The 12,308-nt window shown below is 65.5% G+C and carries 12 protein-coding genes; 10 read left to right on the top strand and 2 right to left on the bottom strand.

Annotation, left to right across the window (positions count from 1 at the left end):
• From PBR20603_RS23085 to PBR20603_RS24430, 9 genes are all read left to right on the top strand, one after another.
• Nucleotides 1-1,365: a FliI/YscN family ATPase gene (locus PBR20603_RS23085; protein ID WP_150561790.1), complete on the top strand. Its 1,365-nt coding sequence runs from the start codon at nucleotides 1-3 to the stop codon at nucleotides 1,363-1,365.
• Nucleotides 1,341-1,751, top strand: coding sequence for a hypothetical protein (locus PBR20603_RS23080; RefSeq protein WP_150561789.1), 411 nt, complete (start codon nucleotides 1,341-1,343; stop codon nucleotides 1,749-1,751). Before PBR20603_RS23085 ends, PBR20603_RS23080 begins: the two co-directional genes overlap by 25 nt.
• Before the next feature lie 113 nt (nucleotides 1,752-1,864).
• On the top strand, nucleotides 1,865-2,311 hold the full coding sequence (locus tag PBR20603_RS23075; RefSeq protein ID WP_150561788.1) for a hypothetical protein: 447 nt from the start codon (nucleotides 1,865-1,867) through the stop codon (nucleotides 2,309-2,311).
• A 16-nt stretch (nucleotides 2,312-2,327) separates the two neighbouring features.
• Nucleotides 2,328-3,377, top strand: a complete 1,050-nt coding sequence (locus PBR20603_RS23070) for a hypothetical protein (protein ID WP_150561787.1) — start codon at nucleotides 2,328-2,330, stop codon at nucleotides 3,375-3,377.
• Nucleotides 3,378-3,561: 184 nt separating this feature from the next.
• Nucleotides 3,562-4,212, top strand: a complete 651-nt coding sequence (gene sctR / locus PBR20603_RS23065) for a type III secretion system export apparatus subunit SctR (RefSeq protein WP_150561786.1) — start codon at nucleotides 3,562-3,564, stop codon at nucleotides 4,210-4,212.
• A 19-nt stretch (nucleotides 4,213-4,231) separates the two neighbouring features.
• Nucleotides 4,232-4,498 carry a type III secretion system export apparatus subunit SctS gene (gene sctS / locus PBR20603_RS23060; RefSeq protein WP_150561785.1) on the top strand — a complete coding sequence of 89 codons (267 nt, stop codon included), beginning with the start codon at nucleotides 4,232-4,234 and terminating at the stop codon, nucleotides 4,496-4,498.
• Between the two features lie 5 nt (nucleotides 4,499-4,503).
• Nucleotides 4,504-5,346 carry a type III secretion system export apparatus subunit SctT gene (sctT, locus tag PBR20603_RS23055; protein WP_150561784.1) on the top strand — a complete coding sequence of 281 codons (843 nt, stop codon included), beginning with the start codon at nucleotides 4,504-4,506 and terminating at the stop codon, nucleotides 5,344-5,346.
• A gap of 7 nt (nucleotides 5,347-5,353) precedes the next feature.
• Nucleotides 5,354-6,514: an EscU/YscU/HrcU family type III secretion system export apparatus switch protein gene (locus PBR20603_RS23050; RefSeq protein WP_150561783.1), complete on the top strand. Its 1,161-nt coding sequence runs from the start codon at nucleotides 5,354-5,356 to the stop codon at nucleotides 6,512-6,514.
• Nucleotides 6,511-7,707, top strand: a complete 1,197-nt coding sequence (locus PBR20603_RS24430; RefSeq protein ID WP_246174951.1) for a lytic transglycosylase domain-containing protein — start codon at nucleotides 6,511-6,513, stop codon at nucleotides 7,705-7,707. Before PBR20603_RS23050 ends, PBR20603_RS24430 begins: the two co-directional genes overlap by 4 nt.
• Before the next feature lie 2 nt (nucleotides 7,708-7,709).
• On the opposite strand, the gene PBR20603_RS23040 is transcribed toward PBR20603_RS24430, so the two are convergent.
• Nucleotides 7,710-8,321 (bottom strand): glutathione S-transferase family protein, encoded by a 612-nt coding sequence (locus PBR20603_RS23040; RefSeq protein ID WP_150561782.1) that lies wholly within the window; start codon nucleotides 8,319-8,321, stop codon nucleotides 7,710-7,712.
• Nucleotides 8,322-8,485: 164 nt separating this feature from the next.
• On the opposite strand from PBR20603_RS23040, the gene purB reads away from it, so the two are divergent.
• A complete protein-coding gene (purB, locus tag PBR20603_RS23035) occupies nucleotides 8,486-9,859 on the top strand; it encodes an adenylosuccinate lyase (protein WP_150561781.1) in 1,374 nt (457 codons plus the stop codon).
• A gap of 97 nt (nucleotides 9,860-9,956) precedes the next feature.
• Here the strand turns inward: purB and PBR20603_RS23030 are convergent, their stop codons facing one another.
• Nucleotides 9,957-12,293 (bottom strand): fused MFS/spermidine synthase, encoded by a 2,337-nt coding sequence (locus PBR20603_RS23030; protein ID WP_150561780.1) that lies wholly within the window; start codon nucleotides 12,291-12,293, stop codon nucleotides 9,957-9,959.
• Nucleotides 12,294-12,308: the final 15 nt, after the last annotated feature.

Genomic DNA, 12,308 nt, shown 5'->3' with positions numbered 1-12,308 from the left:
ATGCGCCGCCCCGACGCCGCTCGCATCGCCAATGGACTACGCCGGACGCTGGATGCGCAGCGCAAAGCCTGTGACGACTGGCGCCGGGTTGCGGGCCGCGAGGTGCGCTATGGACGCATCGACAAGATCACCCCGAATGCGATGCGTGCCCGCTTGCCGGGTGCTGCGCTTGGCGAGCAGTGCCGGATCGTGTCGCCGGCACTGGATGCGGAGGTCATTGCCGTTGAGGGGCGGCATGTCTGGCTGGCGCCGTATGCCGAGCCGAACGGCGTAGCGAACGGCGCGCTGGTGCAGGCGCTGGGGACAGCGTCGCGTGTCGCTGTGGGCGATTACCTGATCGGCGAAGTGCTGGATGGGCTGGGGCGGCCGCTGGTTCCGGCGGCCTCGCCCGAAGAGGCGCCATCGAACGGCGCCGCGTGGCGGGCGCTGGACGCGGAACCGCCGCCCGCCATGACGCGTGCGCTCGTGTCCAGATGTCTGCCCATCGGCATTCGCGCGATCGACGGCATGCTCACCTGTGGCCGCGGCCAGCGGCTGGGCATCTTTGCCGCGGCAGGAGGCGGCAAGAGCACGCTGCTGTCGATGATGTGCCAGGGCGCGGATGCCGATGTCATCGTTCTCGCGTTGATCGGAGAGCGCGGCCGGGAGGTGCGGGAGTTCCTGGAACGGGCGCTCACGCCGGAGGCACGCGCACGCACGGTGTGTGTGGTGGCGACGTCCGATCGCCCGGCGCTGGAGCGGATGAAGGCGGCCTACACCGCGACGGCAATCGCCGAGGCGTTTCGCGATGAGGGCAAAGACGTGCTGCTGCTCATGGATTCCCTGACGCGATTCGGGCGTGCCGTACGCGATATCGGCATGGCCGCCGGTGAGCCGCTCGGCGCGACGAGCGGTTTGCCGCCGAGCTTCTATGCGCGTTTGCCGCGATTGCTGGAGCGCGCCGGCACCGCGGCACGCGGCAGCATCACCGCGTTCTACACCGTGCTTGTCGAAGGTGACAACCTGGACGAGCCGCTGGCCGACGAGGTGCGCTCGATCGTCGACGGTCATATCGTGCTGTCGCGGCGTCTCGCGCAGGAGAACCACTATCCCGCTATCGATGTTGCGAAGAGCCTCTCGCGGGTGATGTCCCAGGTAACCGATTCGAAGCATGTCGACGCTGCTGCGCGTGTCCGGCGTGCCATGGCGCTGGCGGCGGAAGTCGAATTGCTGGTTCGCGTGGGGGAGTATCAGGTGGGTCACGATCCGGAGACGGACGATGCGCTCGCGCGGGCTCCGGATATTCGCGCGTTTCTCTGTCAGTCGCAGCATGACGTGGCGCCATTCGACGAGACCTGCTCATGGCTCGATCATCTGGCGAGTTGAAGGCTCACGGGAACATCGCCGCGTTGGCCGCTCTTGCAAGGCGCCGCGAAGCCAGCCTGCGCGCTGCACTGGCGCGCATGACGGTGGCAGCGCGCGACGCCAGCGAGGCCGTCGCCGAGTGCGAGCGCGCGTGCGTTACGCAGCGTCGTGCGTGGCAGGACGCCCTGTCGCGCGGCGGCGTCTACGGGCAACGCGAAGCGGACAGCGCGACGCGTTCTGTGGAAGCGCAGCGCGTGGCGCTGGTCGAAGCCACGGCCCGCCACGGCACGGCGCGCGAACAGGCACAACAGGCCGAGTCGGCATTGCGTCAGCAGCGTGAACGACTGCAGGCCAATGCCCGCAAGCAGGAGAAGTTGAGGGAGTTGCTGATGCTTTACCGCAGTTGAACCGGCGGCGGGACTACGGGACACGTTCCAGCGGGTCGCGCGACGTCGAGAAGATGGAAACCGTACATCACACGAAATGCCTTCATAACCTTCGCCATCACGAGGACTTGACGATGACCACCATTCAACGGAGTGCCCTGTCGGCCGACGCATTCATCCGCCTGTCGGACAGATCGGCATCGCATCAGCGTGACACGACAACGAGCCGTGGCAGGCGATATGACGACAATGGCGAGCCGGCGTTCTCTCTGGCCTCTGAAACCGCTGCGCGCGTGACGGGGCCGGCCGATGTGCTGCGCTGGCTGCGGGTTTGGCACGCACGTCAGGACGCCAACTGGGACGGCGGCAGCTCGTTGCGCGTCATCGTGCACGGGGGCGCGCTCGACACGTTGGTCGTTGAGGCCCGGCGAGGGCGGCAGGGCGTCACGGTGAGTCTGCTGTGTGTCCGGCTCGCGATGTACCGGCGCCTGCTGACGCATCGCGGTCAACTCTCTCGCGCACTGACGTCGCGCCTCAGACTGGCCGTCACGATCGAAGTCGAGGCGCGCTATGCACCCTGAGCCGGACATCGGGCCGATGGACGATCTTCTGACGGGCGAGGGCAGTCTGGCCTTCACTGAGGGCGATATGCAAGTGCGCGTTGGCTGGCTTCGTGCAGGGGGCGACGGCCTTATCGTGACGGCGCGCGTCGATGAGGGGGTCATCGGCCAGACGCGCTTCTGGTGCGACGCGCAGCAGTGGTGCAACTGGCTTGCCCCGACCTTGCCCGTGCCGTCGTGGGATGCCTTGCCGCCGGCATGGCACGCGAGCGCCGCATCGCTCACGCTGGCGACGGGCGGCGTGAGGGATCTGAGCGGTGAGAGTGGTGGCCCGTCGAACGATGCCCTTCGCGAGGCGCAACTCGACACCCGCGATGTCACATCCTGGCCGTGTGCGACCTCCCTTTCGCAAGACGATGTCGAGCCGGCGTGGCGCGTTGGCATGGTGTTGCAGCGCGAGGGGCGTCAGTTGGCGTTGACCTACCTTGACGGGGCGATTTCGTGGCTGCGCGAGCGCTGCAAACGGGCGACGCCTTGCGATGTTCCGCTGGATCCGGCGGGCTGGCCGGAGCGCCGGTGCGCGCTCGTGGCGGGGTGGGTCGTGCTGCCTGCCGCGCAATGCGGTGACCTGCACCCGGGCGACGCGGTTCTCCTCGACATGGCGGCCGATATCGAGCGAGGCGAGTACTGGCTGGTGGATGGCGACCACGCTATCGCCATGCGGGATGGCCAGCGCTCCGATCGCCCCGTCGTGCAGTTCGATAGTACCGACGCGGCCCGGTGGTACGCCGTCATTGCCGAAAGGCGATTTCCCATTCCACTGTTGATGGCCTGGCGCTCGGGCATCGCTGTGACCTCCTTTCGCCTGCCGGCAGCGGGTGTGCTGCATGCCGGACGCATCACGCTCTGGAGCGAACGCTTACCGCGTGCTGACGGGCGTTTGCTGCGATTCGAAGACGGGCGGCTCGCGGTGCATATCGAGGGGGAAGCCGCGGCACGGATCGCGCGCGGCACGGCCGCCTGCGACGATCCGTCCGGCGATATTTCGGGTCGTGACCTGATGGGCGTGCATCCGGCGGCGACCTAACATCGGTCGTGCTTTTGCCGCGGTGCGCGGTCGTCCGTCGGCGCAGCGCATCACCGCGCGTTCTCGTGGTGACCTCTTCGGGCCGATTCGTCCTGCGCTGCTCTGTTCCGTTATGCCTCGTGCCCCGGTATCGGCGCCGGCCGGCATGTGCATTCGGCAGTCAACCCCGCTCATTGGAGTTCGCATGTCCCTGCTCGACCACCCGGTGCAGCTTATCGTGTTGCTGTCGCTGCTATCGATCATGCCGCTGCTGGTGGTGCTGGGGACTGCGTTTCTGAAACTGGCCGTCGTGTTCGCGTTGCTACGCAATGCGCTGGGTACGCAGCAGATTCCGCCCAACATTGCAATTTACGGGCTATCGCTCGTGCTCACCTGCTTCATCATGGCCCCGGTGGCGTTCGATATCGAAGCGAATCTCGAGACGCGTCCCGTGTCGCTGTCGTCCAAGAGCTTTGTGACCGATGTCGACGCGAGCATCCTGTCGCCGTACCGCGCGTTTCTCACACGGCACACCGACGCGAGACAGCGCGACTTCTTTGCGAACATCGCTGGCGAGACGTGGCCGAAGGCGCATCGTGAACGTCTGGGGCCGGATTCTCTGCTCGTCCTGATGCCGGCTTTCGCGCTGAGCCAACTGGCCGAGGCCTTCAAGATTGGCCTGTTGCTGTATCTGCCGTTCGTCGTCATCGATCTGGTGATCTCGAACATTCTTCTTGCGATGGGGATGATGATGGTCTCGCCGATGACCATCGCGCTGCCGTTCAAGCTGCTGATCTTCGTGATGATGAACGGCTGGGAACAGTTGGTGCGCCAGTTGATGCTCTCGTACGCATGACGGTTCAGGGAGCGCGCCAATGAGTGAAGCCGTTGTTGTCAATCTGACGAGCGAGATGTTGTGGCTCACCCTGCTGATGTCCCTGCCGACCGTGGTGGTGGCGTCGGTGGTCGGTGTGCTCGTCTCCTTGGTGCAGGCGCTCACGCAGGTGCAGGACCAGACCGTGCAGTTCCTTATCAAGCTCATCGCCGTGTCGGTCACGCTGGCCGCCACTTATGCGTGGATGGGGCACGTGCTGCTCCACTACGCGGGCAGCGCGTTCGAGCAGATCAGCCGGATGCGGTGAGCGGCATGGCAACCTCCCTCGTGCCAGGCATCGACCCCGCCGTCGACACGTTGCTCTCGCCGTTGTGGGGCGACATCTTGGGCTGGCTGGTCGCGTGGGGCGTGGCAATGCTACGCCCGCTGGGCATAGCGATGCTGCTGCCGGTGCTCTCCGTCGGCATGCTCGGTGCCGGCATGCTGCGCAACGCGTTGGTACTCGCGCTCGCGTTACCGGTCGTGGCGCTGGTGCATGCCACGCCGGAGCTGCCCTCCCACTGGGGCGCCTGGGTCATGCTGATTCTGCGCGAGTTGTGCGTCGGCGGGCTGCTGGGGTTTGCGGCGGCGCTGCCGTTCTGGGCCGTCGATATGACGGGATATGTGATCGACACGATGCGCGGCGCATCGATGGCGAGTGTGCTCAATCCGCTGATGGGGGCGCAGTCGTCGGTCTTCGGCGTCGCGCTCACACAAATGCTCTGCGTGTTGTTCTTCATTACGCCCGCGGCGCACGCGCTGCTCACCGCGCTGTATGACTCTTATGTTGCGTTGCCGGTCGGCCAGCCATGGCGGTGGCACGATGACAGCGTGGCATGGCTGCTTGCGCTCTGGCAGGCGATGCAGGTCATGTGCGTGGCCGTTGCGTTACCGGCGATGGTCGTGATGGTGCTCGTCGACATGTCGATGGGGTTCGTCAATCGGGCCGCGCAACAGCTCAATGTGTTCTTCCTCGCCATGCCCGTGAAGAGCGCGATGGCGCTGTTGGTGACGGTGGCGAGCCTGCCGTTCGCCGTCGCCGTGCCGCTTGCGGGCTGGTATCGCTTGCCCGATGTGTTTCGCGCCTGGACTGCGCTGGCGCTGCCGGCATCGTGAGGCGGATATGAGCGAGAAGAGTCAGCCGCCAACGCCCAAGAAGATCAAGGACGAACGCGCCAAAGGGCGGGTCGCGAAGAGTGCCGACCTTGCCGTGTGCATGCAGCTTGGCGTGGTGCTCGCATGGCTGACGTTCGAAGGCCCGGCGCTCTACCAGGCCATGGAGGCGCTCGTGTCACGCATGCTGCTCGTGCTGCGCGACCCGGTGGACGACGCCGTGCGCGGCATGCTGGGACCGTCGCTGCTGCTGCTCGTGCGTTTCGGAGGCGGGCTTGCGCTGCTGCTGATCGTGACGACGTGGCTCGCGATGGTGCTGCAAGTGGGCGCGCTGGTCGCACCGGAGGTCATTCGTCCCAAATACGAACGCATCGATCCGATCGCCAAAGCCAAGCAGTTGTTCTCGATGCAGTCGCTGTTCGAGTTCGGCAAGTCGCTCGTCAAGGTCGGGGTACTGGGGATGGTGTTCTTCTATCTCATCCGGCAATACACGCCCTCGCTTGCGGCGCTGCCCCAATGCGGCCCGGCCTGCGGCATTGCACTCACGTCCAAACTGCTGTTCTGGTTGATGGCTGTGCTTGTCGTCGCCTACGTGGTGTTCGGCGGGCTGGACTTTGCGTACCAGAAGTATCAGTTGCACAAGCAATTGAGGATGTCCCACGACGAGATCAAGCGGGAGTCGAAGGAGGTCGAGGGCAACCGGGACATCAAGAACAAGCGGCGCGATATTCACCGGGAGACGATCGAGAGCGGCAGTCTGTCGGACAACGTGAAGCGCTCGACGGCCGTTGTGCGGAACCCGGCGCACATCGCCATCTGTCTGCGCTACGTGCCGGGTGAAACGCCGGTGCCACTGGTGATCGAGAAGGGGCGCAACGCGCGCGCCCGGACCATTGTCCGGCTCGCAGAGCGCGCAGGCGTGCCGGTGGTCGAGCATGTGCCGGTGGCCCGCCGTCTGATGAACGATGTCGAGATCGATGCGCCGATTCCGACGGATCTGTTCGACGCCGTCGCGGCCATTCTGCGCCTCGCACTTGACTTGCCATACGAGATGCAAGCCGCGCAGGACGAACAGGCGCTACAGCGCGTCGATGCGAAGGCGGCCGAAAGCCCTGACGACAGTGGCGCCGGGGATATTTCGAAGCGTGCCGACGAGGGGAGGGGGGCATGAGCGTTCCTCCGAATCCGGCTTCGCGCCGGAGGGCGCACGCTCGCTGGTCGTTACGGCTCGTTGTGCTCGTGCTGGGCGCGCTGAGTCTGCCGATGCCCGCGTCGGCGGCCAACCGGGGGCTGCTGCCGCTTCATCCGCGCGTGGCCGATACCCAGCTTCTGGTGCCAGAGCGACGCGCCATGGCCAGTCCGGCACCGCCCCTTGTCGAGCCGAGCGCTCTCCCGGATGGCCTGCTTACCGTTGAGCCCGAAGCCCCCGAGGTGGTACGCGCATCTGTCCCGGCGGCGCCAGCGTCGGCTGCGGTTTTGGCACAAGCGCCAGCATCCGGCTTGGTGACGGCACCGATACAAGGCCCGACACAAGGCTCGACACAAGGCCCGACACAAGGCCCAACACAAGCACCGGCACAAGCACCGGCACAAGCATCGGCACAAGCACCGGCGCAAGCCCCGGCACCGGCAACGGCACCGGCAACAGCGCTGGCACCGGAAGAGGGAGCGTTGCCGTTCGACTCACTGGTGCGACATGCGGCAGAGGCGGCGTCGGTCGATGCCGCGCTGCTGCACGCCATCATCGACGTCGAGTCGGGATACGATCCGCAGGCGTTGTCCGGGCGGGGGGCAATCGGGTTGATGCAGGTGCTGCCGCGCACGGGGGAGCGCTTCGGCGTGCGCCGCCTCGAAGATCCCGCCGAGAACGTGCGTGCCGGGGCATCCTACCTCCGCTGGCTGCTGACGCGTTTCGATGACGACCTGCCGCTCGTGCTGGCCGCCTACAACGCGGGGGAAGGCGCTGTGCTGCGTTACGGGCGTCAGATACCGCCGTTTCCCGAGACCCGGAACTACGTTCGCAAGGTGATGGCGGGATACGCGCGTCTGCGCGCCACGCCGGCACCGGAGGCGGTCGCGGGTCGGCGTCACGCCGGGACGCCGGACAAATCGGCGCCTCGCCCGGCGCCCAGGGACATCGTGACGTCCGCTCGGGAGCCCCTGCCTGCGCCGACGGCGGCGCGTGCAGCGCCCCCGGAGAACGAAGTGCCGGCGGATCCCGCCTGGCGTCTGCTTCGAGGCTTGGGAACATTGCTCACGCGCAGCCCGTCGGTCGAGGCGGCCGGGGGCCGCGGACGCGACCAGCCGGCGGTGCTCATGCCGTCGGGCGGGCGTGGCCGGAGCGTCGGCCCGGCCGGTGGGTAGGCTTAGAGCGTGGGGACGGTGTCGGCGACCGAGGCGCGGGTGGACATGCGCTCGAAGTGACGGGCGAGGTTCGGATGCGCGTCGCGCCAGTTGATTTCCGGGAATCGGAAGTCGAGATAGCCGAGAGCGCAGGTGAGCGCCACGTCGGCCAGCGTGAGGCGGTTGCCTGCGCACCACTGGCGTTCGTCTAGCCCGCGCGCCATCGCCCGCAGACCCTCATCGATCTTGCTGCGTTGCCGGGCGATGAGTGCCTGCGAGCGCGAGGCTTCGTCGTGGAACATCGCCTCGACGCGGATCTGCACGGCGGCGTCCGTCAGGCCGTCGGCGAGTGCTTCCCAGCAGCGCACTTCGGCGCGCTCACGCCCGGAAGGGGGAATGAGCTTGCCGACCGGCGAGAGCGTGTCGATGTACTCGCAGATGACCCGCGAATCGAACACGGCTTCGCCGTCCTCCATCACCAGGCACGGCACTTTGCCGAGCGGGTTGGACTGCTGGATACGGGTGTCGTCGGCCCACACATTCTCCAGCTCGAGCTTGTAATCGAGCTTCTTTTCAGCCAGCACAATGCGGACTTTGCGAACGTAGGGACTGGCGAGGGCACCGATCAACTTCATGTGAATCCTTGATAAATCGCTTTAGCGCGGGACAGAGTATAACGTGCGCTCCGGGCCGATCGTGGCCGGCACCGGGAGGATTCGGGCAGGGAATGGTAAAATACTGGCCTTTCCGAGTTGGCGCCTCGCCGGCTCCCCGGTTTTCCTTTTCGGTGCCCAGTGCCATGTCCGACGAATTCTCCCCATTGACCGCGCTTTCCCCGCTCGACGGCCGTTATGCCAGCAAGACCGACGCCCTGCGTCCGTGGCTGTCCGAAGCGGCATTCATGCGTCACCGCGTGACAGTCGAGATCCATTGGCTGATAGCCCTGTCCAAGGCCGGTTTCGCTGAAATCGCCCCGTTCTCGGCCGATGCGGAGACTTTCCTGCTGAATCTGGCCACGAACTTCTCGAACGCCGATGCGCAGCGTATCAAGGACATCGAGAAAGTCACCAATCACGACGTGAAAGCCGTCGAGTACTGGCTCAAGGAAAAGGTGCAGGGCCAGGCCGAACTCGAGAAGGCCAGCGAATTTATCCATTTCGCCTGCACGTCGGAAGACATCAACAACACCTCGCACGGCCTGATGATCAAGGGCGCTCGCGACAAGGTGATCGTGCCCGCGCTCGAATCGCTGGTCACGAAGCTCGGCGAACTGGCGCGCGAGCATGCGTCGCAGCCGATGCTCTCGCGCACGCACGGTCAGCCGGCGTCACCGACCACGCTCGGCAAGGAACTGGCCAACGTGGCTGTGCGTCTGGCGCGTGCGCTCGAGCGCGTTCGCCGCGTCGAACTGCTCGCCAAGATGAACGGCGCGGTCGGTAACTACAACGCCCACCTCTCGGCCTACCCGGAGTATGACTGGGAAGCCTTCTCGAAGGCCGTCATCGAGCAGCGCCTGGGCCTGACGTTCAACCCGTACACGATCCAGATCGAACCGCACGACTACATGGCCGAGCTGTTCGACGCCGTCGCCCGTGCCAACACCATCCTGCTCGATCTGAACCGCGACATCTGGGGTTACATCTCGGTCGGCTACTTCAAGCAGAAGACGAAGGCCGGTGAAATCGGCTCGTCGACCATGCCGCACAAGGTCAACCCGATCGACTTCGAGAATTCGGAAGGCAACCTCGGGCTGGCCAACGCCGTGCTGCGCCATCTGGCCGACAAGCTGCCGGTTTCGCGCTGGCAGCGTGACCTGACGGACTCGACCGTCCTGCGTAACATCGGCGTGGCGCTCGGCTATAGCCTGCTTGCCTATGACTCGTGCCTGCGCGGTCTGGCCAAGCTCGAAGTCAATCCGCAGCGCCTGAACGAAGACCTCGACAACACGTGGGAAGTGCTGGCCGAGCCGGTGCAGACCGTGATGCGCCGCTTCGGCATTCCCAACCCGTACGAGCAGCTCAAGGAGCTCACGCGCGGCAAGGGCATCACGCGTGAGGCCCTGCAGGCCTTCATCGAGAAGCTGGAGATTCCGGCGGACGCGAAGGCCCGCCTGCTGGAAATGACGCCGGCGAACTACATCGGTATCGCCGAGTCGCTCGCGAAGCGCGTCTAAGCGCGTCTAAGCGCTCATAAGCGCTCATAAGCGCTCCTGCGCTTGAACGAAAACGGGCCGCTTCTGCGGCCCGTTTTGCATGATGCGCCGGGCATCGTCACTCGACGCCGTAGCGGAAACGCCACTCCGAGCCCATGTTGTCGTCGGTCACCGGGGCGAATCCCTGCGTCTGCGCCAGAATCGTCTGGCACGACGGCATGGGCGATGGCGTGCCGGTGTCGGCCGTCGCGATATCCGGCCCCGGAAAGTGTTGCGCAAACCGGCGCAGAAAGTCCTGGTGTGCCGGATTACCCGGATCGATGACTGGCTTGCCATCGATGCGCCACGCGAGCATGGCGCGGCGCCAGCGGGCAACGTCCCAGATGATGGGCGATGTCGACAGCACGATGTTGTTGCCCAGCAGAACGCCGTTGCCAAATACCTCGCATCCCGTGCGCTGCACCCGCTTTGATTCGGTGGTGTTGTACATCAGCAGGCCACCGGGCACGAGCCGGTCGCGCAGCAGCGTCACCATCTCGCGCGACAGCAGCAGTGAGGTCTGCGCCCGCATGAAGAAGGTCGTGTTCATGACGATCATGTCGAACGGCGGCTCGTGATATTGCCGCACCCATCGTCGGCCGTCGTCCGTGATCAGCGTGACCTTGGGGTTCCGCAAGAGCGAAGCGACGTTCGGATGCCGGCCGATCAGCGTTGCATAGCCGTCGTTGAGTTCGACAACGGTAAGCGATTCCACGCCCGGCATATTCACCAGGACCTGAGCCCACGATCCGGACGACAATCCGATCATCAACACGCGGCGCGGCGCGGGAGTGGCCGCCGCGAGGCCATAGGGACGGAAAACCATATTGGTGTCGTGGATCGGATCGACGTTGAACTTGCCGTCGTACATCCCGCCGCCGTAGACCGAACCGTCGGCGGCAACGGTCACGATGCCATGCCGGTTCTCCAGGACATCGACCACAGGCGAGGTCGCCGGTGCGTTCTTGTACTCGAGCGAACCGAAGAGGTTGCTTGTCATGGCGGGCACGACCAGCGCGGCGCACAGCGCAAGCGCCAGCGCAGTGGCCGTATATCGGCGCCGCAGGTTATGGTGCGCGCCCGGCAGCATCCATGCGAACAGACCTAGCGTTGCGGCACTCGCGAGTGTCAGGCCGATGGAGATGTGAACGAGCCCGAAGGACTGCATTGCGACGAAGCCGGTGAAGAGACTGCCGCTCGCGCTGCCGACGATGTTCGCGAGATAAAGCTGGGATGTCCGCAGCCCCGAGCGGTGATCGGGGGCGATGGACAATTGTGAAAGTAGCGGCAGCAAGGTTCCCCAGGCTGTCGCGATGACGAAGACTGCGAGGTACAGAAACGGAAATAGGGCCGCCGGACCGAACGCTGACAGCAGCTTCGCGATCGGGAGGAACGCGGCGCTGACAGCGATGCCAGCGAGCTGAGTGTTGAGGACATGACGAGGCAGGCTGACGGCGGAGCCGCCGCACCAGCGCCCTGCTGCCTGAGCGCCCATGGCGAGCCCGGCGAGAAACATTGCCAACGTTGTGGCGAACGCGCTCGCGCTGCCGCCGCTGGAAAACGAGATCGTGCGAAAGAGGAACACTTCGAACGACATAGAGACGCCGCCGCCCAATGCCGCGAGCCAGAGGCAGGCGCGGAATTTTACGGCGAGCGGGGCGGCCACCATGGTCGAAGCTGAGGCCGAAGCCGAAGCGAAACCCGCTGCGGCGGGCGTGCGGGAGGCCCATGCAATGCGGCTTGCCGAGGCGCGCGAGCGGATATAGGTTGTCAGTGCCGCGATGGCGACCGTTGCGTTGAGCAATGCCGCCAGATATGTCGCCGTTCGCATGCCCGAGAGCGGAAATATCACGAACGCCGCCAGCACGCAGGCGAACGCCGCGCCCAGCGTGTTCATGCAATAGAGACGTCCCACGCTCTCCCCCGTGCTGCCTGAACGGCTGACCCAATGGCGTACCAACAGCGGTAGTGTTGCCCCCATCAACATTGTCGGGACAATGACGAGGGCGAGCGTGACCAACGCCGTGGTGAGCAGCGATGCTCCCAGCACCCTATCGCTCACCCATGCCAGTACGGGCAACGACACCGCACCGAGCGCGGCAATCGACAGTTCGATCAACGCGAACACGCGCAACGTCGCCAGTCCGGTGCGGGTCGAGAGCCAGCCGCCCGCGAGGCTGCCGCACCCCAGCCCGATCATGAACGCAGTGACGATCACCGTGACCGCCTCGATCTGCACACCGAAGATCTCCGCCAGCATGCGCTGCCAGACAAGCTGGTAGATCAGCGCCGGAATGCCTGAGCCGAAGAACATCAGGCTGATGAGGGTAGCCTCTCTCGTTGATCCCGAAGCGTCCTCGGCGACTTGCGCGCTGCCGGTGGCCGCAGGGGAGTGCGGAAGCGATTCCATCGTCATGTTCGGTTTCCGAAG

The organism is Pandoraea bronchicola (assembly GCF_902459805.1).
Classification (GTDB): Bacteria; Pseudomonadota; Gammaproteobacteria; order Burkholderiales; family Burkholderiaceae; genus Pandoraea; species Pandoraea bronchicola.
This window is presented reverse-complemented; position numbering and strand designations above follow the sequence as displayed.